The sequence below is a fragment of the Pseudomonas sp. ML2-2023-6 genome, from assembly GCF_037055265.1.
GTDB lineage: Bacteria > Pseudomonadota > Gammaproteobacteria > Pseudomonadales > Pseudomonadaceae > Aquipseudomonas > Aquipseudomonas kulmbachensis.
Genome location: NZ_CP146347.1, coordinates 3,390,593 through 3,414,541, shown reverse-complemented (window position 1 = coordinate 3,414,541; position 23,949 = coordinate 3,390,593). Strand labels below are relative to the sequence as shown.

Genomic DNA, 23,949 nt, shown 5'->3' with positions numbered 1-23,949 from the left:
GGGCCCCTAAGAGACCTTTTTGCTTGGAGGCTGTTATTTAGAAACGGCTATTACCTGATCACTTATAAGCTGAACTAAAATTCGCACAGGCTCCGTAAAACTGTGTCGAGACCGATGTACCAGCCCGATATCCCGGTGAAAGGTGTGTTGTCCCAAATCGATCGCTCGTACACCTGCGGGCCATTCCTGATGAAGTTCTGTCTGTGGCACCAGCGCTATGCCTACACCTTTTTCAACTAGCTTGATGATGGCCTCCAGCTCATCCAGTTCGCAAACCTCCTGCAAGGTGAAATGCATCTGCCGCAGGAAACGATCGACCTGTCTGCCGCCGAAGGATGATCGGTCATAACGAATGAATGGCTGGCTGGACAGCAGTTCCGACCAGTCTTCTCCCTCTAGGTCACTTGGCACAATCAGTCGGTAGGGCTCTAGTGCCAACGTCGTCCAGCGCAGGTCACTTTGAAGGGAGAAGGGCGGGCGAATGATCACGGCCATGTCGATCTCACCGGCGTCGACGAGGTTCACCAGCTCCATTGAAAGGCCCGGGATGACACGTGTGCGGCACTGCGGACACTGTTGGTGAAACTTTGCTAGCGCATCGGGCAAATAGGAGCGCTGCACGGACGCAATCGCACCGATGTTGACCAGCACGCTGGGAGGCTTGCCCAGCGTTGTAGAGCCCAAATTGTCATAAAGCCTCAGCAGCTCTTGCGCCTGCAGAAGTATCTGGTGGCCCATTTTGTTGAGATGCGCTGAGCGTCCTTTCCTGTCGAAAATTTCAAAACCGAGCTCGGTTTCCAGGCGCTGGATTTGCGCGCTTACGGCGGCCTGAGTCAGGCCGATCTTGCTGCCGGCAGCGGCGAATGTGCCTTCCCGCGCCACAGCAATGAGTGTCTTCAGTTCTTTGATCATTCACAAATATTAATTGTGTTTCTAAGAAATATATATTGATTTTTATGTTTTGTTTTCCGTCTTACGATGTTTTCCACCCCCGGCAACGGCTGAATCCAGAGAGCCAATGACGGTGGAAATACTCGCCAACCAACAAAAAATATTTGGAGTTCTGATGAGCCTCTCGCCATTCCACCTTGCAATCCCCGTTTACGACCTGGCTGCAGCTCGCACCTTTTACGGTGAGGTTTTTGGTCTTGAAGAAGGGCGCTCCAGCACGCAGTGGGTAGATTTCGATTTTTATGGTCACCAACTGGTGATTCACGAACATCCAAAAACCGCTTCGCAGGAAAGCGTTCATAGCAACCCGGTCGACGGGCACGATGTTCCAGTTCCGCACTTCGGCATCATTTTAGGTTGGGAACAGTGGGAGGCACTGGCCGAACGTCTGAGGTCGTTTGGTACCGAATTCGTGATCGAACCGTACATACGTTTCAAAGGCCAAGTGGGTGAGCAAGCCACCATGTTTTTGTTTGATCCGTGCGGCAACGCTCTTGAGTTCAAGGCTTTCAAGGATATGAGCCAGCTCTTCGCCAAGTAACAACACCCATGGCACAACTGCGTTGTGCCATTTGATCTCAAATGAGCTGGAAGCTCATGACTCTAGCAACTGCGAATAGACGCAGACCTTTCATTCCAACAAGAAGGCTAGACATGAAACGTATTCCCTTGGTGTGGCAAATCGTTGCCGGGCTGTTGCTTGGCGTGCTTGTCGGTTGGTACTTCAATACGCATCCGTATTATCAGACATGGGTGAGTGCGGAGATCCTCAAACCACTCGGCGATATCTTCATCAAGATGATGAAGATGGTGGTTGTACCGATTGTGTTCTGTTGCATGATCCTGGGCATCGCAGGCGGTGGCGATAACAAGTCGTTTGGTCGCATGGGGATAAAGTCGCTGGGCTACTTTTTTGCCATTACCGCCTTGGCCATTGTCATTGGCTTGTGTTTCGCCAACGTTTTCGAGCCGGGTACGGGCACCGACATTTCCGGTATTTCGCACGGTACTGCAGCGATCACTCTGGAGCCGTCCAAAGGCGCATTGGTCATCTTGCAAAACATCGTCCCTGACAATGTGCTGGTTGCTATGTCAGAAGCGAAGTTGCTGTCCGTGCTGTTTTTCGCTGTGCTGTTAGGCATGGCATTGAACGCTCTGCCGAAGGACAAAAGCGCACCTTTCATCGCGGTGGTTCAGAGCCTTTCCGATGCGATGTTCAAGGTCGTCTCAATCGTCATGGCTTACGCACCGATCGGTGTGTTCGGGATGATCGGCGCGACCGTGGCAACGTTTGGGTTCGCCTCATTGTTGCCGTTGCTCAAGTTAATCGGGGTGGTTTACCTGGCGCTGATTGTTTTCGCATTGGTGATACTCGGCGGTATTTGCTACTTGATTGGCGAAAACATTTTCAAGTTGATCCGCTACTTTCGCAATGAGTTGATTCTGGCGTTTTCGAGTGCCGCGTCTGCCGCCGTTATGCCGCAGTTGATGACGCGATTGGAGAACTACGGTGTACCGCGTCGGATCGTCAGTTTTGTGGTGCCGGTGGGTTATGCGTTCAACCTGGATGGCGCATCGATTTTTCTCGGTGTGGCGACAATTTTCGTGGCGCAGCTCTATGGCATCGACCTGTCGCTGTCGCAGCAGATCCTGCTGGTGGTGACGATGGTGCTGACTTCGAAGGGCGCAGCAGGGGTGCCGGGTTTTGCCATCATCATCTTGTCAGCGACATTGGCGTCTGCCGGGTTGCCGTTGGAGGGGGTGGCGTTGATTGCCGGCATTTTCAGGATTATCGACAGCGGTACCACCACCTTGAACGTATTGGGCAACGCCATCGCACCTTTGGTGATCGCCAAGTGGGAAAGGGTCGAACTGGAACCCGAGCGGGCTCATCCAGCCGCTAGCGTCTAGTCGTTCGTCAGATACTCAATAGTGGCTCTAGACGACCGGTCTAGTTTTGTTTAGGCTTTGCCCACTATGAAAAAACCTATTCAAGACATGCGACAACACATCATCGATGTAGCGAAGGCATTGATGACCCACAAGGGCTACACCGCTGTCGGTCTTATGGAAGTGCTGAAGGCGGCGGGTGTACCCAAAGGGTCGTTTTATCACTACTTCCGCTCCAAGGAGGAATTCGGCCAGGCACTATTGGAAGAATACTTTCAGGAGTACATCGGGCGGGTAGACGTTGTTATGGCGGCGCAAGGGACGGGTGCCGAGCGGCTCCTTGGCTATTTGCGCTATTGGGCGAAGACGCAGGCGTTCGATCATCCCGAGGAGAAATGCCTGGTGGTGAAACTCGGCGCCGAAGTGTGCGACCTGTCGGAAGATATGCGCGGCGTATTGGAGGAGGGCACCGCGCTGATCATCCAGAGAATCAAGCGATGTGTTCAGCAAGGAATGGCTGATGGCTCAATCACTTCGACTCAAGACGCAGAAACACTGGCTGAGTCGCTGTATCAATTGTGGTTGGGGGCATCACTGCTGGTGAAAGTCCGCAATACAACAGCTGCTTTTGACACGGCACTAATGACGAGTGAGCGCCTGCTGGCATAGGGGCGTTTTTTTAAGACTTTTACAAGACGACCGGTCTATTTATTTGGAGTTTTATGACTGATATTGCTGTAGACACCGACCTCTTTTCGCCCATAAATATGGGCGCGCTGCAACTGGCTAACCGAATTGTAATGGCGCCCGTGACGCGCAGCCGAATGGCCGACGACGGCGTGCCGAATGAAATGCACGCGACTTACTACGCCCAGCGTGCCAGCGCAGGCCTGATCATCGCCGAGGCCACGAACATTTCAGCTCAGGGGCGTGGCTATGCCATGACGCCGGGTATCTGGTCGGAAGAGCAGGTGGCAGGCTGGAAAAAAGTCACCGACGCAGTACACGCGGCAGGCGGCAAGATCGTCAGTCAACTGTGGCACGTAGGTCGCTTCTCCAGCGTCGAGTTGCAGCCGAACGGCGAAGCGCCGGTCGCGCCCTCGGCAATCAAGGCCGAAGGTACCACCTATACCAACAATGGCATGGTCGAAGTGTCCATGCCTCGGGAGCTTGAGACTTCAGAGATCCCGGGGATCATCGAGCAGTACAGGCATGCGGCAGGAAATGCCAAGCGAGCCGGTTTCGACGGTGTGGAAGTCCATTCTGCCAACAGCTATCTGCTCGACCAGTTCCTGCGTGATTCCACCAACCAGCGGACTGACCAGTACGGCGGCTCCATCGAGAATCGGACACGACTGACACTTGAAGTCACCGAAGCCGTGGTGGCGATTTGGGGTAGTGACCGGGTCGGCATCCGCCTTTCACCAGTAACTCCTGATGCCGGTAACACGCCTCCAGACAGCAACGTCATGGCGACCTACGGTCACCTCATTCAGCAGTTGAACAGATTCAACTTGGCCTATCTGCATTTCGTTGAAGGCGCCACCGCCACCTCTCGTATCGTTCCCGAGGGAGTGGATCTGGATGCGCTGAGTGCGCAGTTCGAAGGGTCGTACATTGGCAACAACAACTATGACCTGGAAATGGCGCTGGAGCGCAGGGCGCAAGGGCGGATTGATGCCGTGGCATTTGGTCGATTGTTCATTGCCAACCCCGACCTGGTAGAGCGCCTGCGTCGCGGCGTCGAGCTGACCATAGCCCCGCGCGAGAGTTACTACGGCGGAGGCGCCAAGGGCTACATCGATTGGCCTACGGCCAACTCCAACTAATTAGAGATTTCCTCGGCGTCAGTTCTGCGCGGGGAGGCTCGGTCGCGAAAGCATTTTGCCGCACAAGAGGCACTTAAATATGAATTATCTGCAAAACAAGGTCGCCATCGTCACTGGCGCATCTTCCGGCATTGGTGCGGCCACCACCCGCGCATTGGCCGCACAGGGCGCTCGCGTCGTGGCAGCAGCAGTCGATCAGCACGGGTTGGAAGCGTTTGTTGCCGAGCTGCGTGAGGCCGGGAGCGAGGTGGTCGCTTTCACCACAGACGTTACCCATCTGGATCAAACCAAAGCGCTCGCGAAGTTTGCACAAGACACCTATGGCGCAGTGGACATCCTGGTCAACAACGCCGGCCTGATGCTCTTTTCCAACTGGGTCGATCTGGCCGTGCAGGATTGGGAAAAGATGATCGATGTGAACATCAAGGGCTACCTCAACACTATTGCTGCTGTGTTGCCATTTATGCTTGAACAGAAGTCCGGGCAGATTCTCAACATGGACTCTGTTGCAGGTCATCAGGTCGGCCCGGCGGCGGGTGTTTACAGTGCAACCAAGTTTTTCGTCCAGGCCATGACTGAATCCATGCGAAAGGAGTTGGGCGTGCAGCATGGCATTCGCGTCAACACCGTCAGCCCGGGGGTGATCAATACCGGCTGGGCAGACAAGGTCAGTGATCCTGAAGGGCGTAAGGCTGCCCAAGCGCTGAACAGGATTGCCATTTCGCCTGATGATATTGCCCGCGCAGTGATCTACGCCCTCGACCAACCGGAAAATGTCACCGTCAACGATTTGATCATCTCGCCGACTCGCCAGGATTGGTAATTGTCGTTTGAGTTTTCCGTGTCCGATTGACCAAAAGGGTCACCGGCACATGCAACCAGGAGTACATCATGAGCAATCCAACTTACGTCCAGGAATACAACGCGATCGTTGCTGTTCTGAGTCAGTACAACGAGGGTGGCGCCAAGGCTGATAGCACTTTGATGAAGCCCGCGTTCAACGAGCAAGCGACCATGTTTGGCGTCGACGGCAACAAGCTCGTCGGCGGGGCGATCCAGAATCTGTACGACGTCATCGACAACTCTTTCCGCCCATCTCCCGAAGCCAAAGCTGCGATCGTTCGCATCGACATCGTGGGTACTGCCGCCAGTGCGCGTGTTGATACCGACAATGTTTCGGGGTTTCGATTCACCGACTTCTTCAACCTGCTGAAGGTAGAAGGCAAGTGGACGATCGTCAGCAAGATTTACCACACCCATCCGAGCATTTGAGCGCTTCTGGCGAGGTGTGTTTTACGTCGCCCTAATGAAAGGAGAGAACCATGCCGAAGAACATCAAAGCAGTACCAACTTCCGAGTACAACGCTGTCATCGCTACTGCCAATCAATATGTTGAAGGTCTGCGTGTGGGCAGTGCAGAAGGCGTTGCTCAGGTGTTCCATAAAGACGCCGTGATGTACGGTTTCACAAATGGTGAGCTGCTTGGCGGCCCGATCAAAAATCTGTTTGATTTCGTTCAGAAGAACGGCAGCGCCCCAAAAATTACAACTCGGCTCGACATACTGGCAATCACACCCACGACAGCCGTGGTGCGTGTCGATATGGAAAATGATGCGATCGGTGCCGACTACAACGACTACCTGACCCTGATCAAAATCGACGGCGCCTGGAAGGTAATCGCCAAGGTTTATCACCAGTTCGAAGGTTGAGCATTCACCGATCCCGGTTGAGTCAATGCCGGGATCGGGGCTTATTCATCGTCAAATGGAGAAGCGATCATGAGTAAAGTTTTCATCATTGGCGCCGCTGGCAAAGTAGGGCGGCGATTGGTTAAACAACTCGTCGGACGAGGTCACGAAGCGATCGCACTGCATCGGAACCCGGAGCCGGAGCGATCTTGATCTGCTCTAACATAATACGAGATTTAACATAATATACATTATGCGTAATTACGCATGCGCCTATTAGGGCCAGTGTCTCTCACATTTCAAGGCTGGCAATCCCACTCTGGAGCGATCCCCGTATTTCGGTGCCTACAACAATGCCCTGACACGATCTGCTACGAACATTCTGCGCGCTCTGTTCGGTTTTTTGCATGCCCATCGCTTTTCTGCATAATTGCAGGCTTTGCATTGAGCTTGTCTGCCAACACCACAATGGAATGACACATGATTAGACAATTCGAACATGACGACATGGAACGCGTTCTGGATATCTGGCTGAGCGCATCGATCAAGGCACATGGATTTATTGACGCTTCGTTCTGGCAATCCCATGTTGCGACGATGCGTGACGTTTACATCCCGGCATCAGAAACGTTTGTCATCCAAGACAAGTCCAGGGTTCTGGGTTTTTGTAGCTTGCTGGGTGATCAACTGGCTGCAGTGTTTGTAGACCCTGACGTTCAAGGCACTGGCCTGGGCAAACAGTTGCTCGGACATGCGAAAACATTGCGCAATGAGTTGAACCTGACGGTTTATAAGGAGAATGCGCCCAGTATTGCCTTTTATCAGTCGCAAGGCTTTGTGCTGATCAAGGAACAGATTGACTCGCAAACCGGCCATGCCGAATACCTGATGCAGTGGTTGTCGAGCAGAACTTTTTGAGGGATGGCCAACATCTTGTGCTCCGGTAGATGTTGGCCGCAATCAGTGGCGCTGATTGCTGTGCATGGTCAAAGTCGATCCGTTACTGCACCGGGGCTCGCGATCATTTTTGAAGTGTCGCCCCCCAAATACAGGCTTCATAGATGATGCCATTCCATGACGAGCAATCATTTTTACAGGTATGTTGGCCCATGCTAACGCAGGCATTGGCTGTCTGTGAAAAGGCCAGAGTAAGTACAAATACAATGATTAATTGTACGGCTGGTTTCATATAAAAAGCTCTTGAGCTGAAATTGATGGTGGTTGCCAGCCTACCTTTCAGGCCCTTGTTGGATTGGACTCGGCAACTGTCGATCGCAGTATTGCGTGATTACACCAGGATAAAAGTCGGCAAAAACCGACGAGACGCGGAATACCTTTCCCGCGTTCTCGAGTGAAATTACAGCTAAATACTAGGTATAAATCCTACTGCGCTCGAGTGACTTTCATCCCAACCAATAGCTGGTTTATATGCGAAAAAACGATAACTAAACTAAAGAACTATTTAGTATAGTTATAACTAGGGGTGAATCTTAACTCTTTCGCCGTGAAGCCAGTTCGAGTTTTGCGCGGCTCAATGATGTTTAAATTCTTGACGCCCTCCCCGATGTAATTAACGCCTGACTGTTAGTGGCAGGGTTGAAATTACGAGTTAATACCAGCATCGACACAACCGCTACAACCAGTACCCACCAAGCACTGACGAAGCTACCCGTGAGCTCTCGAAGCCAGCCGGTCATCCATGGCGACACAGCATTGATGAGGAACCCCACCCCTTGCACAAAGCCGGCAAGGCGCCCTACTTCGGACGATTTGCGCGAATGGTCGAGAATCAGAATCATGCTCAGGGCAAAACAGGCACCCAGGCCGAAGCCGATCAATGCCACCCACAGGTGTGGCGAATCAAGCGGCCACATCACCAGGCCGACAAAACCCAGCGCCTGCGCGCTAAGGCTGATCGACAATAGCGGACGTCTGTCTGTACTGCGATGTGCCAGCGCAGGCATCACAAGTGCGCCTATTACCTGGAATACAGTCATAAAAGCCAGAAGCGAGCCGCTTTGTGTTGCGCTCCAGTCCATTTGCAAATAATAAGCGGGTAGCCAGGCAACCATGCTCATGTAGCCACAATTGACCAGGCCAAAATACACCGCCAACAACCACGCCCGACGGTTAAACCACGGGAGCTTGGACGGCCCGCCCATACTCAGGGCAGTACCGGCAAGGGGCAGCAACCACCACGCCACCAGTGCCACAGCCGCCGGGACCAGCCAGATCCCCAGCCCAGCCTGCCAGTGGCTGAAGTGCCCGGCAATGAACGGGCTAAGCAGTGCCGCCAGACCGCCGCCTGCCATAAGCGATGCGCTATACACGCCCAAAGCCAGCGCTACACGATGCTGGAACTGGCGTTTGATCAGCGCCGGAACCAGAGCCTGAATCAGCGCAACACCAGCGCCGCCCAACAAGGCTGTGGCCATCAGGGCTTCGGCTTGCAATACATACAAACGCCAGAGGCATGCGCCCAGTATCATCGTAAGGCCCAAAGCTACTCCACGGCGCTCTCCCAAACGGGCTTGCAGGCCAATCCCGTACAAGGCCACCAAGCCCATGCAAATGACTGGCAAGCTGGTCAACCAAGCACTGCTTTGAAAGCTCATGCGAGTGTCGGCGCGAATCTCCAGTAACAGCGGGCTAATGGAGCTGAGAATCGGGCGCATATTGAGCCCGATGACAATCAGCAGCGCCCAATTGGCAAAAGTGCGTGCAGAGGCTCTATTCAGGCACATTCAAAGCTTTCCAATCGCGGTAGATTTCGACCATGACCGGTTGTGCAAGATACTGTACCGGCAACTGCTGGTCACACAATGGTAGAGCCATTTGCTGGTAGATCGCGGCGGTAGACAGCCCGAAAGGCTCGCCCTGCTGGTTCGTGGTGGCATACATCACCCTTGAAACACCACACAGGTACATAGCGCCTAAGCACATCGGACACGGCTGACCACTGGCGTAGATAACACATCCATCCAGACGTGCACCCAGCTGCTCACAGGCCGCACGTATCGCTAGCATTTCTGCATGAGCGGTAGGGTCCTGGCTGATATGGATTGTGTTTACCGCTTCCACAATCACCCGACCGTCTTTGACCAGTACTGCACCAAAAGGTCGACCGCCGGAGGCAACGTTGTCGGCGGCCAATTCCACTGCACGTTGCAGGTAATGCTCATCTTTATGCATAGAAACTCCAGAACGAAAATCAGTGCGCGCCGGCATTGCGCAGCAATTGTGCAATAGTGTTCTGACCGCGTTTTTGCGCTTGCTGCAGCGGGCTCAGACCATTGCTATCGGGCAAGTTCAGATCTGCGCCCGCCTCGATCAGTTGGGTCACAATTTGTTGATGTGCCAGGCCTCCATCGGAAAGCACGATGGCTTCCATCAAACAAGTCCAGCCCAGACGGTTTTTGTAATCAAGATCAACGCCCGCCGCGATCAACAGGCGCACTGTTTCAACATGGCCGCGCTCGCACGCTGGGATCAAGGCGGTGCCACCATAGCGGTTGGTACTCTTTAGATCAGCGCCATGGGACAGGACAAGTTGCAGGATTTCATTGCGTCCGCTTGCGCCTGCCAACAGATAAGGGCTGTCCTGGATCAGATTTTTCTGATTAACGTTGGCGCCGGCTTCGATTAATGCCTTGGCGATTTCTGTCTGGTTTGATCTCGTTGCAAGCAGTAACGCACTGCTGCCATCAATCGTCTTGACGTTGAGGTTTGTACCTTCCGCTATAAGTTGCTGCACCCTCCCCAGCTCACCGTCCTTCACGGCAGCGAGCAGTGTCTTGTCGCTGGCCATGACCACTCCGATCATAAGCAGCCCGGCCGTCAATAGGCCGTATTTGAGTGTCAAGGAACCCATGTCATGCCCTCTTATAAGTTTTATGAAAAGCCAGTATGGTCAGCGCCCAAGGTATTCTGAAATTAAATATAAGCATGCCTTTCAGTGGCTTTCTGCATGGAGGTGCAGATGTTCGATCCCGTACTGTTACGCAGCTTTATCGCTGTAGTGGACTGCGCCAATTTCACTCGGGCAGCCCAACGCCTGCATCTCACTCAGTCCACGGTCAGCCAGCAGATACGGCGCCTGGAAGACAGTCTTGGCTGCAAGCTGCTTAACCGCGAACAGCGCCGGGTAATTGCCACACCAGAAGGCGAACGCCTACTCGCTTATGCTCGACGCATTCTGGTGCTTCAGGAAGAAGCCCTGGAGGTGCTGTTTAATTTGAAAAGTGAGGGTGTATTGCGTCTAGGCGTACCCGAAGACTTTGCTGCCGAACGCTTGATGCCGATTCTGTCGCGGTTTGGCCAAGAGCATCCCGGAGTACGCCTGGAAGTCACCAGCGGTTTGGGCCCGGAGCTGCTGGGGCTGTATCGCCAAGGCGAGTTCGACCTTCTACTGGTCAAACAGATGGGACAAGGTGTCGATTGCCTGGCTTCCTGGCCTGAACCCATGTGTTGGGTGGATAGCCGCTCACTACCGGCCTTGGGACGCGACCCATTGCCTCTCGTTGCCTTTCCTGTAGGCGGTTTGTACCGCAATGAAATGCTTCATCACCTGGAGATGGCAGGATGGCGCTGGCGCATCAATTACTCGAGTGCAAGCCTGGCCAGTGTCTGCGCTGCAGTGGCTGCTGGCTTGGGAATCAGCTTGCTGCCAGAGCGGGTGATCCGCCCGGATCACAAGGTGCTGAAAGCTGGCAGTGGCCTGCCTGACATTCAAGGGGTATTTCTGGCTCTTTACGGTCAAAGCGGACTCAGCCACGCGTGCAAGCTGTTGCAATGCCAACTGACAGAACTATGCGAGGCACTCTGAAAAAATTAGCTTTGGGTTTTGGGCTGGATTTAAACGTGCTAGTGTCGATGCATGACTGATTATTGCAACACCTCGACGACCACCACCACGACCGCACAATGCGGTGCGTGCGAAGTGTCGTGAAGCAATAGCAAACGAACTTCAAAGGCCCGCCAGCGATGGATAGGGCCTTTTTTTGTGCCCTTGTGTCGCTGGTTTAAACGCAAGGAGATGCACCCATGTACGCCCTGTTGATTCTTGATATGCAGATTGGACTTGTTCACGGCCCGGACAAACCTTGGCGCAGCCCAGAGTTACTGGAAACCGTGAACGCCCTGATGGATAAGGCTCGCAGCGCCGGTGCCGCGATTTTTCTTGCACGCCATATCGGCCCTGTTGGCTCCCCTATCGAACCCGGCAGCCCGTTGACGATGTTGGCCCCTGAATTGAGGTTGCAAGGCGGCGAAGTAGTGTTTGAAAAACGCCGGCCCAATGCCTTTAGCCTGACAGGGTTGGCGGATCAGTTACGCGCTTGCGGCGCTACCGGTGTGGTGGTTGCCGGGATGAAAACCCAATACTGCGTCGACAGCACTTGCCGGGCTGCTCGTGACCTTGGCTTCGATGCCGTGCTGATCGCTGACGGCCACACCTGCTCAGATACCCCCGAGTTAAAGGCTGAGCAGATTGTTGCTCATCACAACGCAACCCTTGCCGGACCGTTCTGTCAATTAGTTCAGGCACAGGACTGGACCTTCTAAGCCCGCCCCCCTCTCCAATCGCCCGGCACTGACAATTTGTCGCAGGGCCGGGTTTTTGTTAAAGTCTCAAAACTAACTATTTAGTACAAAGATGTTTCGGACATTTCCCGGTCTGTCGATCTGACCTGCTCGGGGTCTTGACGCTCTGCAGAAACTCCGGTCACGCCTGCGCCTGCTTTTCAAGCAGCTACAGTTAAAGGCAATGCCCTCCCCCAACCGTTCATGCATCAATAGGGTCATGCACCATGATTAAATCTCAACCTACGGCAGCTGTAAGCCGTTGGCCCATCTGGGTCGCCGCTCTCGGTGTGCTGGTCTTCGGACTGCTGTTTATAGCCGGTGGCGGTTATCTAGCCACGCTCGGAGGCAGCCTTTATTTCCTGCTTGCGGGCCTTGGCATGCTCGTCTCCTCCGTGTTGCTGTTTAAACAGCGCCTGTCAGGTGCCTGGCTGTTCGCCGCAGTGATGGTAGCCAGTATTATCTGGGCGCTGATGGATGCCGGGCTGGTGTTCTGGCCACTGGTTTCACGCCTGTTTGCCCTGGCCGTGCTGAGCCTGGTGGTCGCGCTGGTTTACCCGACACTGCTCAAAGCCAATGGCCTGAGCGGTAACGGGGGTTACGGGCTGAGTGCTGTACTGGCCGTGGCCATCGTTGCCGGTGCCTGGGGAATGTTTCAGCCTCACGCTTCGGTATCGCCTACCGGTGACGGCCCTGGCCTGACCAAGGTCGATCCGGCCAAGGCCCAGAAAGACTGGGCACATTACGGTAACGATGAAGGTGGCAGCCGCTTTGCAGCGTTGGACCAGATCAACCGCAGCAACGTGTCCAAACTGGTTCCGGCCTGGACCTACCAGACCGGTGATGTAGCCATCAGTAATGGTAACGGCGCGGAAGACCAGATGACCCCGCTGCAAGTGGGCGACAAGGTATTTATCTGTACCCCGCACAACAACCTCATCGCTCTGGATGCCGACACGGGTAAAGAGTTGTGGAAAAACAACATCAATGCCAAGTCGGCTGTCTGGCAGCGTTGCCGTGGCCTGGCCTATTTTGACGCCACTGCCGCAGTCACCCAGCCAACCGATGGCAGCACTCCGGCCGCCGCTGTGACAGTTGCTCCCGGCGCTGCGTGCCAGCGTCGCCTGCTGACCAACACCATTGATGCGCGCCTGATTGCTGTGGACGCAGACACAGGCAAGTTCTGCCAGGACTTCGGCACCAATGGCCAGGTTGATCTCAAGGCCGGGCTTGGCAATGTGCCAGACTCCTACTACCAGTTGTCGTCGGCGCCATTGATGGCGGGCACCACAGTAGTGGTTGGCGGCCGTGTTGCCGATAACGTGCAGACCGATATGCCTGGCGGCGTCATCCGTGGTTTCGACGTGGTCACAGGCGCCATGCGCTGGGCTTTTGACCCGGGCAACCCGCAAGACAAACAAGCGCCGTCTGACGGCAAGACCTATGTTCGCAGCACGCCTAACAGCTGGGCGCCGATGTCTTATGACCCGCTGATGAACACTGTGTTTTTGCCGATGGGCAGTTCGTCCACCGATATCTACGGTGTGGAACGTACGGCGCTGAATCACAAGTACGGCGCATCCGTGTTGGCGCTTAACGCCACCACCGGCGATGAAAAGTGGGTTTATCAGACCGTCCACAATGATCTGTGGGACTTCGACCTGCCGATGCAACCAAGCTTGATCGACTTCGCCAAGCCTGACGGCAGCAAGGTGCCCGCGCTGGTGATTGGCACCAAGGCTGGCCAGATCTTTGTGCTTGATCGCCACACCGGCCAGCCGCTGACCAAAGTTGAAGAAGTACCGGTAAAAGCATCGAACATCCCGAATGAACCTTACTCGCTGACTCAGCCAAAATCCGTGGGCATGCCGCAGATTGGCGCGCAGACCCTGACTGAGTCGGACATGTGGGGCGCAACCCCATTCGACCAGATGCTGTGCCGTATTTCGTTCAAGAAAATGCGTTACGAAGGTTTGTACACCGCACCGGGCACCGATGTTTCGCTCAGCTTCCCCGGTTCACTGGGCGGCATGAACTGGGGCAGTCTGTCGACTGATCCGGTACACGGCTTTATCTTCGTCAACGATATGCGTCTGGGCTTGTGGATACAGATGGTGCCGCAGCAAAAAGAGGCTGTTGCCAACTCCGGTGGCGAAGCGCTGAACACTGGTATGGGCGCAGTACCGCTCAAAGGCACGCCATATGCCGTAAACAAGAACCGCTTCCTGTCGGTGGCAGGTATTCCGTGCCAGGCGCCGCCTTTCGGGACGCTGACGGCCATCGACATGAAAACTCAGAAGATCGCTTGGCAAGTACCGGTAGGTACTGTGCAGGATACCGGTCCTCTGGGTATCAAGATGGGCCTGAAACTACCAATCGGTATGCCGACTCTCGGCGGTACGCTGTCCACTCAAGGTGGTCTGGTGTTTATCGCAGGGACGCAGGACTACTACTTGCGCGCCTTTAACTCGGCCAATGGTGAAGAAGCCTGGAAAGCCCGTCTGCCGGTCGGCAGCCAGGGCGGCCCGATGACATTTGTCTCGCCTAAAACCGGCAAGCAATACATCGTCATCACGGCTGGTGGAGCCCGCCAGTCGAATGATCGCGGTGACTACGTAATCGCTTACGCGCTGCCTGACAGCCAGTAAGCGTTAGTTCCAATGGGAGCTGGTCTGCCAGCGATGCAGACGGCGGAGTGTTTCAGACACTCCGCCGTGATGCCATCACCGGCAGGCAGGCTCACACACTAGCTGATTCCAGCTGCCTTGCTCAGCAACACCCGCGTCACACGCCGCTCTTCAACTTCGACTACGGTCATGTTCCAGCCTTCCCATGTCAGCTTGTCGCCAACCATTGGCAGGCGATCCAGCAAACTCATGACCATCCCGGCCAGCGTCTGGTAGTCATCCGTTGCCTTGGCCGCAAAGCCGATGTGCTGACGGATCTGGCTCAAGTTCAAGCCGCCACTGACCAGATAACCGTCCTCTTGGGCAACGATATTCGGCCCTTCTATTTCGCTGGCATCCGGCAGCTCACCGGCGATGGACTCCAGGATGTCGGTCATGGTCAACAGGCCGATAAAATCACCAAACTCGTTGATGACGAACGCGATATGCGTCGACTCTTTGCGCATCTGCTCCAGCGCATTGAGGATCGTAAAACTGTCCAGCAGGTTGACGGCCTTGCGCGCCATTGCTTCCAGGTCAGGTTGATGACCTGCCAGCAGCTCTTTGAGCAGCTCCTTTTTATGGACAAAACCCAGCGGTTCATCAACCCGTCCGTCCCGGATCAAGGGCAGTCGGGAGTACGACGAGTGCATCAGAGTCGTGCGGATGGTCTCTGCCGAATCGGCCAGGTCGATATGGTCGATCTCGGCCCGTGGCGTCATCACCGTGCGAATCGGGCGTTCTGCCAGTTGCAGTACACCACTGATCATCACCCGCTCGCGCCGATGGAAGACTTCCTGGTCATTGCCGCCCTCTAGCATGTCGGCAATCTCCTCCCCCACTTCATCCGCGCTCAGGGTGCGACCGCCGAGCAAACGCATGACCGCATGGGCCGTACGCTCGCGCATTGGGCGCAGGCCCTGCACGCTTTTCTTGCGCCGTGCGCGGGCGATCTGGTTCAGCACTTCGATCAGGATCGAGAAACCAATGGCTGCGTACAGATAGCCTTTAGGGATATGGAAGCCCAAGCCCTCGGCGGTCAGGCTGAAGCCGATCATCATCAGGAAGCCAAGGCACAGCATGATCACTGTCGGGCGACTGTTGACGAAGTGGGTCAGCGGCTTGCTGGCAATAATCATCAGGCCAATCGAGAACACCACGGCAATCATCATCACCGACAGATGTTCAACCATGCCCACCGCGGTAATCACCGCATCCAGGGAAAACACTGCGTCGAGCACCACAATCTGCGCCACGATCGGCCAGAACATGGCATAGCCCATCCCCGACGAACGCTCGGCCACATGCCCTTCGAGCCGCTCATGCAACTCCATGGTGGCCTTGAACAACAGGAACAAACCACCGAACAGCATGATCAGGTCACGGCCAGAGAACGCTTTGTCGAAGACCTCAAACAGAGGCTGCGTCAGCGTCACCATCCACGAGATGCTGGCCAGCAGGCCCAAGCGCATCACCAGCGCCAGCGTAAGACCAATGACGCGCGCACGGTCACGCTGCTCCGGTGGCAGCTTGTCAGCCAGGATGGCAATAAACACCAGGTTATCAATGCCCAGTACCAGTTCCAGCACAATCAGGGTCAACAGGCCGAGCCAGGCCGTGGGATCTGCAATCCATTCCATAGGTATCAGTCAATCTCACGAAGGTTCAGGGTTAACGAAAAACGCGCACAGACAAACGCAGCAACAGATGTGCTGTCGAAGAACGGAGGGCTGGAGAAAGGTGGCGCGTGCTCGATAGCGATGATCAAGCGAAGAAGGGACGCAGGCTCAGAGCTGCGACTGGGTGGTTCCTTAAGGGTGTTCATACAAACCTGTAGTGAATTGGGGATGTAATCCTACAGTGATTAACCCCAATTCCTGTGAGCAGACTTATTACAAAATTTAACAAGTCCACCCGCCCCGGTGTTACTCGACTTGCTGGGCGAACCATTGCAGCACCTGCGCGCACGCCGGATGTGAGGCCGCTGCAGGTTGCAGGCACAACGAATAATTGCCCCCGGTTTTCAACGCTTCACCGAACGGAATCACCAGTACCCCGCGCTGAATCGACTCTGCCGCCAGCGTCATATCCGTTACCGCAACGCCCAGGCCACGCGCCGCTGCATCCAGCGCCAGCTCGTCCAGGTTGAAAGGGATATGCCTGTAGGCATCCAGTGGCTTGCCGTCATTCGCCGCCAGCCAGTCAATCCAGGCTTGCTGGTCGGCAGAGCGATGCAGCAGCGCAAAGCGCACCAGCTCGTCCATCGACGTCAGCGGCCCCAGGCCCGGCGCGCACACCGGCACCAATGCCTCGTCAAACAGTGCCAGGCAAGCTGGATCACTCGAAGGTTCGGGCAGATAGAGAATATAGGCGTCGCTATCGCTGGCCGGTTCGACAATTTCGGTGGCCACCGTCTCGATCGACAAGGCGATGTCCGGGTGCTGCAAGTAAAAATCGCTCAGCTTTGGCAATAACCAACGTACGGCCAGGGACACATGCATGCGAATGCGAAAGGGCCGTTTCTGCGGTGACAGCCGGTCCTCAAGGGTCTTCAGTTGCTCAAGAATGGCGCGGGCGCTGACCAGCACCTGCTCGCCTTCGGCAGTCATGCGCACGTTACGGCTGGTTCTGGCGAATAGAGCAACACCGAAGTGCGCTTCAAGTTGCTGGATCTTTCGGCTGACTGCGCTTTGGGTCAGACACAAGGTTTGCGCCGCTTGGGTGAAGCTGCCCGAGTCAGCAACCTCAACCAACGCTTGCAAGCCCTGGAGTGACGGTACGTGGCGAATCTTATCCATGCGTTTTTAGAATCAATCAATGAATTTATAACGTTGGTTATATCACCAGCCCCGGCATAAATTCCAGCTATAGAGAGCGCCAACTGACAGCAGTCATGCATAACGAGCATGTATTAGCCTCGCAGCAAAGGCGTAACAACAGGCAAACGAGGTGAAACGTGAAAAATGAATGTGGCTGGATTGCTCTTGCAGGAACCTCCCCCGGCCGTGATCACCTCAAAGGCTCGGAGAAAGCCGACTGGCTGATTATTGGCGCAGGTATCACCGGATTGAGTGCGGCCCATTCACTGGCTGAGCTGCATCCTGAAGCACGCATCGTAGTTGTCGACCGCCAGCGCGCGGCGCAAGGCGCTTCTGCGCGCAATTCCGGGTATGCCGTGGCCCACGAAAATCCGGGCGATGATGAGTTGATAGGCAAGAGCGGCTTTGCCGGGTTTGCGGTGGACTCTTCGATTGGTCAGGCGGCTGGCGATGAAGTACGCATGCGTATTGCTCGTCATCGCATCGACTGCGAGTACCGGAATTGCGGTTACTACTTCGCGGTCAACGATCCGCGCAAGTTGAGCCATGTCGACGCCAAGCTCAAAACCCTCAACGCGGTGGGCGCGTCTGCACAGTTTCTGCAAGGCGAGCAACTGGCACAAAAGCTCGGCACTCGGCATTACCAGGCCGCAATCTGGTGCGGCAATGGCAACGCGTTGTTGCAGCCCGCCAAGTATGTCAAAGGTTTGCTGGATGCATTGCCGGCCAATGTCACCGTCTTTGAGAACACCGAAATTACCGGACTGGAACGCTTGAGTGGCGGACGTATTCGAGCCAATGGCACCCAGGGCAGCATCGAGGCCAGCCAGGTGTTGGTGTGCCTGAATGCCTTTATTCCCCGCGCCGGGATCGATAGCAGCGCGACCTTTGCGATGGAGCTCAGCGCCAGCCTGACCCGTCCTTTGACCGACAAGGAATACCAGGCTATCGGCGGTGTGGAGCCGTGGGGCGCGCTATCGACCCGCCCATTGGGCGCTACGGTACGGCTAACCCCGGATCGTCGGGTGATGATCCGCAACACGGCGGAATACCGCACCAGGGATCTATCCAACAGTGATCTGTTGCAGCGTCGAAAACATCACGTACTGGGTTTGCAGCGTCGCTTCCCCGGTCTTGGCGAGCAAGATATTCACTACACCTGGACCGGGCATCTGAGTGCTACCCGCAGTGGGCAGCCTTACTTTGCCAAAGTGGAAGAAGGCATTTATGCCGTAGCTGGCTGCAATGGCTCCGGCGTAGCCCGCGGCACCCTGTGGGGGCGTCTGCTTGCCGAAGTGGCATCCGGTGTCAGTTCCCCCCTGTTGCAATCGGTCATGGACAGAGCCCAACCAGGCTGGCTCCCGCCGCGCCCGTTCTTCGATATCGGTGCGGTGTTACGAATGCGCATGGAAGCCGTCAGGGCCAAGACAGAAATCTAAAAACTCTCACACCACAAAAGAATAAAAGCTCCTTGAAAAGGTGATTGAACATGCACATCAACACGATTTCCCTGGCGGTAATGCTTGCGGCGTTCTCGACAGTCAGCCATGCGGACGAAAGCGTCAACATTTCCAACTGGAACGGCTATATCGCCGACGACACCCTGACCACCTTTACCAAGGAAACAGGGATCAAGGCCACATACGACATCCATGACAGTAACGAAGTGCTGGAGTCCAAGTTAATGACCGGCAATACAGGTTATGACGTGGTCAGCCCGTCCAACCACTTTCTGTCCCGGCTGATCAAGGCCGGTGCCATCCAGAAGCTTGACCGGAGCCAACTGCCCAACTGGAAAAACCTTGACCCGGTGTTGATGAAAAAACTGGAAGTGAACGACCCCGGCAACCAGTACGGCTACCCCTACATGTGGGGTACGGCGGGGATTGGTTACAACGTAGAGAAGATCAAGGCGATCTTTGGCACGACTGATGTGACCCGCTCCTGGAGCCTGTTTTTTGATGAAAACAACATCAAGAAACTCAGCCAGTGTGGCGTAGCGATTATCGACAACCCGACCCAGGTGTTGCCGATCACCCTTAACTACCTGGGCTTGCCACCGCATAGCCACGAGCCTGATGACTACAAGAAAGCCGAGCAGGCGCTGTTAAAAATTCGGCCATATGTTCAGTACTTTCACGCTTCCAAGTACATCAGCGATCTGGCCAACGGCAATATCTGCGCGGTGATCGGTTTTAACGGTGACGTGGTGCAGGCAGCAGCCAGCGCCAAGGAAGCCAAAAACGGGATCGATATCGCTTATTCAATCCCCAAGGAAGGCTCAACCTTGTGGCTGGATATGGTGGTCATGCCCAAAAGCGCGCCCCATGAGAAGAATGCCTACACCTACATGAACTACCTGCTGACCCCGCAAGTGATTGCCAATATCAGCAACCATATCCACTACGCCAACCCTAACCAGGCGGCGGATGTCTATCTATCGCCAGAGGTCAAGCAAGACCCTGCGATCTACCCTTCCAAGGAGGTGATAGACACGCTGTTCACCGTGGAAGACTTGCCGGCCAAAATCGCGCGCCTGAGCACACGTTTGTGGACCAAGCTTAAAACCAATACTTGAGGCATTGATTGTGTGGGAGCGAACCTGCTCGCGATGGCTTCCCCCCTCGGGGCATTGCCTGCATCGCGAGCAGGCTTGCTCCCACCCGTATCAAGATTGTGCTCTTACAGCAAAAACCGGTCTGTCACATTGCGCCGCTCGTTGTCATCACGCACGTCATAGCTGACGGTGGTGGCAATGTTGGCGTGGTGGGCCAGTTTTTGCGCGATCGATACATCGTATTCTTCGATAACCCGGGTGATAAACGAGCGGCGAAAGTCGTGGGGCATGATGTCCACCCCAACCTGCTTGCCCCGCTGTTTGGCGATGTAGTAAATCGCATGTTTGGTTATGCGTTCGCGGGTGATGTGATTGCCACGGCGGATGCGATTAAACAGAAACTCGTCATCACTGACCCCCTCCGGCAAATTCGCCCGCCGAAACGCCAGCCAGGCTTCAAGCTTTTCAAAGGCCCAGGCCGGGGCGAACTTGATCAACTCCTTGTTGCCCTTGCCCAACACCTGCAGGCTGCGCTGCGCTACATCGACCTGCCATAGATCCATGTTCACCGACTCGGACTTGCGCATCCCCGAGCCATACAAAATCGCAATGATCGCTGCGTCCCTCAGCCCTTGCGGGCGCGGGTCTGCGGCACACACATCCATCAGTTCACGAATCAGGTTGCGCCGCAGGTTACGGCCCTTGACCAGGCGCGAGCCACCGCCCGCCTTTACTGCGCGAACCTTGAGCAAATGGTCCTGGGTAATCAGATTTTGCTGCCATGCCTGATTCATCACGCCGCGAATGGCATTCACATACAGTGATGAGGTGTTGGGGGCGTAACCGTCCTCCCGCAACGCTGCTACCAGAGCGGTGATGTGCCCCGGTTGCAATTGGTGCCAAGGGAAATCATCGATCGCCACATCTTCAACGCCCAGGCGATCCGCCGCGTCCTGCAATACATAGCGCATGGTCTGGCGGCTGGACGGTGCAAGGCGCTGAAGATAAAGCGCAACAGGGGCTTGAACCTGATTTAACTCAATGGCTGAAACCAGCGTTACGGCAGGGTCAATAGTCGACAAAAGCACTCTCGATACGGGTTGAAACACGACCTAATATAACCCATACCCATGATAATTCAGCGCAGTTATAGCGTTTTGATCAGCGTTCAAATCCCCGCGCCAGCATCAGGGCTACGCCCAACAACATCAGCGCCGTTGCCCTTTGCAGCAACACCTGGCGCGACGGGCTTTGCAGGACTCGCCGAATACGCTGACCGAAGTAGCAATACAGGCAGCCGCTGGCGAACTGCAACAGTAAAAAAGCCAGCCCCAGCACCACCAGATCCTGCGCCCTGGTAGCACTGTCCTGCCCTGCAAACTGCGGAAATACCGCACTGAACATGACGATGGTTTTCGGATTGGAAAAGCCAGTGAGCAAACCCTTGCCAAAACGCCCCTTGAAACCGCTGTCCAGGGTTGCCGTACGTTCCAGCGCCAGCCCGTTACTGGTCCATTGCCGCCAGGCCAGATACAGCAGATAGGCAACGCCTATGTACTGCAACAGCTGACTGATCAGTGGGTTGCCCTTGATCAGTTCTGCAAAGCCGACGGCGAAAATCAGGATCGACACCAGATACGCCGCACTGGCGCCCAGTTGCACCGGCATCGAACGCTTCAAGCCTTCCTGCATGCCAAAACCCATCAATAGCAGGGTCATGGGCCCGGGGCTAAAGGTCATGGTGGCGCAGAAAATCAGAAAATAAGAAAACGAAACAAGTGTCAGTTGGGTGGCCATTTCGATTGTTACATCCCGCAATCAACGCTCGAACCTATGCGAGCGACACCGCAGTCTAGGCAGGGCGCAACAGAATGGGCAGATGAACCACCGGCAAACTTTACCGACCTTTACTGGTAACATGACCGGCAAAGTATGAGGCCCTGCATGCACCTACCTACCGTTTCGTTCCAGCCTGGAATTCCCAAGGTCCAGCAGATCGTTGATGCCCTGAGCGAGGCCATCGACAGCGGCCTGCTCAGCGCCGGCAGCAAGCTGCCCTCTGCGCGAGTGATGACCGAGCACTGGGGCGTGAGCAAATTCACCCTGATTGAAGCCCTTGATCGCCTGCGTGGGCACAACCGCATCACCTCCAGTCAGGGCCTTGGTTACTTTGTCGCGGCAAAACCTGTACCGCCACGGGTGGCCGGGCTTGATTTGTTGCCACAGGATTTGACCAGTGTGTTGCGCCGCTCCCTGATCAACGCCAGCAGCGCCTTGCGTCCGGGCGGCGGGCACTTGCCGGAAAGCTGGCTGCAAACCAGCTCCATGGGCGCCAGCGTGCGTCAGATCAGTCGCTCGCCCGCCCTGCAACTGGCCAGCTATGGCGACCCTGCAGGCTATTTGCCGTTGCGTCTGGCCTTGCAGCAAAAACTCTCGGGGCAAGGTATCGAGGTGCCTGTCGAGCAGATCATCACCACCGCCAATACCGTGCAGGGGCTGGACATGCTGCTGCGCTTGCGTATCCGGCCCGGCGATACGGTGCTGTTGGATGCGCCCTGCTACTTCAACTTTCACGCAAACCTGAGCCTGCATGGTGCCCGTATCGTCACTGTTGACCGCACCGCACAGGGCCTGGACCTGCAAGCGCTGGAGCAGATCCTGATCGAGCAGCGCCCCAGCCTGTATATAACCACCAGCCTGCTGCACAACCCCACCGGGCACTCCTTTTCGCCGGGGCAGGCCTATGGCTTGCTGGAACTGGCCAAGCGCTATGACTGCCATATCATCGAAGACGATCTCTACGGCGATTTGCACCCCGGCCCGCCGCCGCGACTGGTTGCGTTGGCCGGGGTGCAACACGTGACCTACCTCAGTGGCTTTTCGAAAACCCTCAGCGCAAATCTACGGGTCAGTTTTGTGGTTGCCGCGCCACAAGTAGCCGCCAACCTGACGCAAATGAAGCTGATGTGTGGCGGCATCACCGCGCAAATGCTTGAACAGGTGGTGGCTGCGATGCTCAACGACGGCAGTTATCACAAACACCGTAAGCGCATGGTGCAAGGCCTGCAGACCTGCGGGGCAAAGGTTGCCGGGTGGTTGCAACGGCTCGGTTTTACCCTCGACCACCCCTACGAAGGCGGCTTGTTTATTTGGGCGACCTTGCCACCGGGTTTCGATGCGCAAACCCTGGCCCGGCAGGCATTGGCCCAGGACGTGGTACTGGCTCCGGGCAGTTTGTTCGGCCACGATCTTGCATTGCAACGCTTGCTGCGTTTCAACGTAGCTCATACCGACCAGCCGGGGGTCATGGCCGCCGTTGAGGCCTTGCTCGCTAGCGCAGCTTGAGCGGATCAACCAACCCTGCAGCGATGGCCATGCCTACCAGGTCCGGCAAATGCTGCGCCTGCATGCGCTTCATCACCCTGGAGCGATACAGGTCGATGGTCTTGGGACTTACCGCCAGTTGCTCGGCAATTTCACGGGTGGTATAGCCCTTGACCAGAGGCAGAAATACATCCCGCTCCCTGGGTGTCAGGCTCTGCAGGCGCGCTTCAAGTTCCGTTTGTTCCTGGCCAGCGCTTTGCTGCACATTACCGGTGCTCAATGCCTGCTGGACGCTGTCGAGCAGCAACTGCTGGTTATAGGGTTTTTCGATAAAGTCATGGGCGCCAGCCTTGAAGGCACGGACCACAATGGGTACATCGGCATGCCCGCTGACAAAGATCACCGGCATCTTGATCCCGCGCTCCTGCAGGGCCTGCTGCACATTGAGCCCGCCCATTGCCGGCATTCGAATATCCAGTACTACACAGGCATTGAGCGCGGGATTGCAGGCATCGAGAAAGGCTTGCCCACCGGTAAACGCCTGGGCATTCAGGCCCACGGACTCCAGCAGCCAGACCGTCGAGTCGAGCATGCCCTGATCGTCATCCACCACGTACACCACAGACCGGGTTTGGGTTGTCATGT

General features: G+C 55.7%; 23 protein-coding genes and 1 pseudogene. 15 read left to right on the top strand and 9 right to left on the bottom strand.

Annotated elements, in window-relative coordinates:
* Positions 1 to 33: 33 nt before the first annotated feature.
* Positions 34 to 912, bottom strand: coding sequence for a LysR substrate-binding domain-containing protein (locus V6L79_RS15565; RefSeq protein ID WP_338579122.1), 879 nt, complete (start codon positions 910 to 912; stop codon positions 34 to 36).
* A 154-nt stretch (positions 913 to 1,066) separates the two neighbouring features.
* Here V6L79_RS15565 and V6L79_RS15560 point away from each other — a divergent pair, with 154 nt between their 5' ends.
* The 9 genes and pseudogenes from V6L79_RS15560 (at position 1,067) to V6L79_RS15520 (ending at position 7,276) form a co-directional block, all read left to right on the top strand.
* Positions 1,067 to 1,492, top strand: a complete 426-nt coding sequence (locus V6L79_RS15560; RefSeq protein WP_321836507.1) for a VOC family protein — start codon at positions 1,067 to 1,069, stop codon at positions 1,490 to 1,492.
* Between the two features lie 113 nt (positions 1,493 to 1,605).
* Complete coding sequence (locus tag V6L79_RS15555; protein WP_261738264.1) at positions 1,606 to 2,862, top strand: cation:dicarboxylate symporter family transporter; 1,257 nt, start codon at positions 1,606 to 1,608, stop codon at positions 2,860 to 2,862.
* A gap of 66 nt (positions 2,863 to 2,928) precedes the next feature.
* The gene (locus tag V6L79_RS15550) at positions 2,929 to 3,510 is read left to right on the top strand and encodes a TetR/AcrR family transcriptional regulator (RefSeq protein ID WP_338579121.1); all 582 of its coding nucleotides are present in this window, start codon (positions 2,929 to 2,931) and stop codon (positions 3,508 to 3,510) included.
* Between the two features lie 53 nt (positions 3,511 to 3,563).
* Positions 3,564 to 4,670, top strand: a complete 1,107-nt coding sequence (locus V6L79_RS15545; protein WP_338579120.1) for an alkene reductase — start codon at positions 3,564 to 3,566, stop codon at positions 4,668 to 4,670.
* 79 nt (positions 4,671 to 4,749) lie between these two features.
* Positions 4,750 to 5,493, top strand: coding sequence for an SDR family oxidoreductase (locus tag V6L79_RS15540; RefSeq protein WP_338579119.1), 744 nt, complete (start codon positions 4,750 to 4,752; stop codon positions 5,491 to 5,493).
* Between the two features lie 68 nt (positions 5,494 to 5,561).
* A complete protein-coding gene (locus V6L79_RS15535; protein WP_338579118.1) occupies positions 5,562 to 5,942 on the top strand; it encodes a nuclear transport factor 2 family protein in 381 nt (126 codons plus the stop codon).
* Positions 5,943 to 5,992: 50 nt separating this feature from the next.
* Entirely contained in the window at positions 5,993 to 6,379 is a 387-nt protein-coding gene (locus V6L79_RS15530) for a nuclear transport factor 2 family protein (RefSeq protein ID WP_338579117.1), read from the top strand.
* A 69-nt stretch (positions 6,380 to 6,448) separates the two neighbouring features.
* Positions 6,449 to 6,556: pseudogene (locus V6L79_RS15525) on the top strand (NAD(P)H-binding protein); the annotation flags it as partial.
* A gap of 282 nt (positions 6,557 to 6,838) precedes the next feature.
* Positions 6,839 to 7,276: an N-acetyltransferase gene (locus V6L79_RS15520; RefSeq protein WP_261738222.1), complete on the top strand. Its 438-nt coding sequence runs from the start codon at positions 6,839 to 6,841 to the stop codon at positions 7,274 to 7,276.
* Between the two features lie 623 nt (positions 7,277 to 7,899).
* Here V6L79_RS15520 and V6L79_RS15515 read toward each other — a convergent pair.
* Genes V6L79_RS15515 through V6L79_RS15505 form a run of 3 tightly spaced genes read right to left on the bottom strand, consistent with a single transcriptional unit; the run spans position 7,900 to position 10,181 of the window.
* Positions 7,900 to 9,102, bottom strand: coding sequence for a CynX/NimT family MFS transporter (locus V6L79_RS15515; protein ID WP_338579116.1), 1,203 nt, complete (start codon positions 9,100 to 9,102; stop codon positions 7,900 to 7,902).
* A complete protein-coding gene (locus tag V6L79_RS15510) occupies positions 9,089 to 9,550 on the bottom strand; it encodes a nucleoside deaminase (RefSeq protein WP_338579115.1) in 462 nt (153 codons plus the stop codon). Before V6L79_RS15510 ends, V6L79_RS15515 begins: the two co-directional genes overlap by 14 nt.
* 19 nt (positions 9,551 to 9,569) lie before the next feature.
* On the bottom strand, positions 9,570 to 10,181 hold the full coding sequence (locus V6L79_RS15505; RefSeq protein ID WP_395246429.1) for an ankyrin repeat domain-containing protein: 612 nt from the start codon (positions 10,179 to 10,181) through the stop codon (positions 9,570 to 9,572).
* A gap of 156 nt (positions 10,182 to 10,337) precedes the next feature.
* Here V6L79_RS15505 and V6L79_RS15500 point away from each other — a divergent pair, with 156 nt between their 5' ends.
* The 3 genes from V6L79_RS15500 to V6L79_RS15490 all read left to right on the top strand — a co-directional run bounded on the left by V6L79_RS15500 (position 10,338) and on the right by V6L79_RS15490 (position 14,586).
* A complete protein-coding gene (locus tag V6L79_RS15500) occupies positions 10,338 to 11,183 on the top strand; it encodes a LysR family transcriptional regulator (protein WP_338579114.1) in 846 nt (281 codons plus the stop codon).
* A 218-nt stretch (positions 11,184 to 11,401) separates the two neighbouring features.
* The gene (locus V6L79_RS15495) at positions 11,402 to 11,920 is read left to right on the top strand and encodes a cysteine hydrolase family protein (protein ID WP_261742356.1); all 519 of its coding nucleotides are present in this window, start codon (positions 11,402 to 11,404) and stop codon (positions 11,918 to 11,920) included.
* A gap of 245 nt (positions 11,921 to 12,165) precedes the next feature.
* On the top strand, positions 12,166 to 14,586 hold the full coding sequence (locus tag V6L79_RS15490) for a glucose/quinate/shikimate family membrane-bound PQQ-dependent dehydrogenase (protein ID WP_261742355.1): 2,421 nt from the start codon (positions 12,166 to 12,168) through the stop codon (positions 14,584 to 14,586).
* Between the two features lie 98 nt (positions 14,587 to 14,684).
* Here the strand turns inward: V6L79_RS15490 and V6L79_RS15485 are convergent, their stop codons facing one another.
* Both V6L79_RS15485 and V6L79_RS15480 read right to left on the bottom strand, forming a co-directional pair.
* On the bottom strand, positions 14,685 to 16,244 hold the full coding sequence (locus tag V6L79_RS15485; protein WP_261742354.1) for a TerC family protein: 1,560 nt from the start codon (positions 16,242 to 16,244) through the stop codon (positions 14,685 to 14,687).
* Positions 16,245 to 16,529: 285 nt separating this feature from the next.
* The gene (locus V6L79_RS15480) at positions 16,530 to 17,402 is read right to left on the bottom strand and encodes a LysR substrate-binding domain-containing protein (RefSeq protein ID WP_321837053.1); all 873 of its coding nucleotides are present in this window, start codon (positions 17,400 to 17,402) and stop codon (positions 16,530 to 16,532) included.
* A 158-nt stretch (positions 17,403 to 17,560) separates the two neighbouring features.
* On the opposite strand from V6L79_RS15480, the gene V6L79_RS15475 reads away from it, so the two are divergent.
* Positions 17,561 to 18,862 carry an FAD-binding oxidoreductase gene (locus tag V6L79_RS15475; RefSeq protein WP_338579113.1) on the top strand — a complete coding sequence of 434 codons (1,302 nt, stop codon included), beginning with the start codon at positions 17,561 to 17,563 and terminating at the stop codon, positions 18,860 to 18,862.
* A gap of 50 nt (positions 18,863 to 18,912) precedes the next feature.
* Entirely contained in the window at positions 18,913 to 20,001 is a 1,089-nt protein-coding gene (locus V6L79_RS15470) for a polyamine ABC transporter substrate-binding protein (protein WP_321833085.1), read from the top strand.
* A 104-nt stretch (positions 20,002 to 20,105) separates the two neighbouring features.
* Here V6L79_RS15470 and xerC read toward each other — a convergent pair whose 3' ends face one another.
* Both xerC and V6L79_RS15460 read right to left on the bottom strand, forming a co-directional pair.
* On the bottom strand, positions 20,106 to 21,053 hold the full coding sequence (gene xerC, locus V6L79_RS15465; RefSeq protein ID WP_261742429.1) for a tyrosine recombinase XerC: 948 nt from the start codon (positions 21,051 to 21,053) through the stop codon (positions 20,106 to 20,108).
* A gap of 88 nt (positions 21,054 to 21,141) precedes the next feature.
* Positions 21,142 to 21,777, bottom strand: coding sequence for a LysE family translocator (locus V6L79_RS15460; RefSeq protein WP_261742350.1), 636 nt, complete (start codon positions 21,775 to 21,777; stop codon positions 21,142 to 21,144).
* 147 nt (positions 21,778 to 21,924) lie between these two features.
* On the opposite strand from V6L79_RS15460, the gene V6L79_RS15455 reads away from it, so the two are divergent.
* A complete protein-coding gene (locus V6L79_RS15455) occupies positions 21,925 to 23,325 on the top strand; it encodes a PLP-dependent aminotransferase family protein (protein WP_338579112.1) in 1,401 nt (466 codons plus the stop codon).
* On the opposite strand, the gene V6L79_RS15450 is transcribed toward V6L79_RS15455, so the two are convergent.
* Positions 23,312 to 23,947 carry a response regulator transcription factor gene (locus V6L79_RS15450; protein WP_261742348.1) on the bottom strand — a complete coding sequence of 212 codons (636 nt, stop codon included), beginning with the start codon at positions 23,945 to 23,947 and terminating at the stop codon, positions 23,312 to 23,314. The genes V6L79_RS15455 and V6L79_RS15450 overlap by 14 nt on opposite strands.
* Between the last annotated feature and the right edge of the window lie 2 nt (positions 23,948 to 23,949).

Excerpts from the sequence above, each read along its gene's own strand:
- V6L79_RS15565 (WP_338579122.1), bottom strand. The coding sequence starts at position 912 with ATGATCAAAGAACTGAAGACACTCATTGCTGTGGCGCGGGAAGGCACA.
- V6L79_RS15560 (WP_321836507.1), top strand. The coding sequence starts at position 1,067 with ATGAGCCTCTCGCCATTCCACCTTGCAATCCCCGTTTACGACCTGGCT.
- V6L79_RS15555 (WP_261738264.1), top strand. The coding sequence starts at position 1,606 with ATGAAACGTATTCCCTTGGTGTGGCAAATCGTTGCCGGGCTGTTGCTT.
- V6L79_RS15550 (WP_338579121.1), top strand. The coding sequence starts at position 2,929 with ATGAAAAAACCTATTCAAGACATGCGACAACACATCATCGATGTAGCG.
- V6L79_RS15545 (WP_338579120.1), top strand. The coding sequence starts at position 3,564 with ATGACTGATATTGCTGTAGACACCGACCTCTTTTCGCCCATAAATATG.
- V6L79_RS15540 (WP_338579119.1), top strand. The coding sequence starts at position 4,750 with ATGAATTATCTGCAAAACAAGGTCGCCATCGTCACTGGCGCATCTTCC.
- V6L79_RS15535 (WP_338579118.1), top strand. The coding sequence starts at position 5,562 with ATGAGCAATCCAACTTACGTCCAGGAATACAACGCGATCGTTGCTGTT.
- V6L79_RS15530 (WP_338579117.1), top strand. The coding sequence starts at position 5,993 with ATGCCGAAGAACATCAAAGCAGTACCAACTTCCGAGTACAACGCTGTC.
- V6L79_RS15520 (WP_261738222.1), top strand. The coding sequence starts at position 6,839 with ATGATTAGACAATTCGAACATGACGACATGGAACGCGTTCTGGATATC.
- V6L79_RS15515 (WP_338579116.1), bottom strand. The coding sequence starts at position 9,102 with ATGTGCCTGAATAGAGCCTCTGCACGCACTTTTGCCAATTGGGCGCTG.
- V6L79_RS15510 (WP_338579115.1), bottom strand. The coding sequence starts at position 9,550 with ATGCATAAAGATGAGCATTACCTGCAACGTGCAGTGGAATTGGCCGCC.
- V6L79_RS15505 (WP_395246429.1), bottom strand. The coding sequence starts at position 10,181 with ATGATCGGAGTGGTCATGGCCAGCGACAAGACACTGCTCGCTGCCGTG.
- V6L79_RS15500 (WP_338579114.1), top strand. The coding sequence starts at position 10,338 with ATGTTCGATCCCGTACTGTTACGCAGCTTTATCGCTGTAGTGGACTGC.
- V6L79_RS15495 (WP_261742356.1), top strand. The coding sequence starts at position 11,402 with ATGTACGCCCTGTTGATTCTTGATATGCAGATTGGACTTGTTCACGGC.
- V6L79_RS15490 (WP_261742355.1), top strand. The coding sequence starts at position 12,166 with ATGATTAAATCTCAACCTACGGCAGCTGTAAGCCGTTGGCCCATCTGG.
- V6L79_RS15485 (WP_261742354.1), bottom strand. The coding sequence starts at position 16,244 with ATGGAATGGATTGCAGATCCCACGGCCTGGCTCGGCCTGTTGACCCTG.
- V6L79_RS15480 (WP_321837053.1), bottom strand. The coding sequence starts at position 17,402 with ATGGATAAGATTCGCCACGTACCGTCACTCCAGGGCTTGCAAGCGTTG.
- V6L79_RS15470 (WP_321833085.1), top strand. The coding sequence starts at position 18,913 with ATGCACATCAACACGATTTCCCTGGCGGTAATGCTTGCGGCGTTCTCG.
- V6L79_RS15460 (WP_261742350.1), bottom strand. The coding sequence starts at position 21,777 with ATGGCCACCCAACTGACACTTGTTTCGTTTTCTTATTTTCTGATTTTC.
- V6L79_RS15455 (WP_338579112.1), top strand. The coding sequence starts at position 21,925 with ATGCACCTACCTACCGTTTCGTTCCAGCCTGGAATTCCCAAGGTCCAG.
- V6L79_RS15450 (WP_261742348.1), bottom strand. The coding sequence starts at position 23,947 with ATGACAACCCAAACCCGGTCTGTGGTGTACGTGGTGGATGACGATCAG.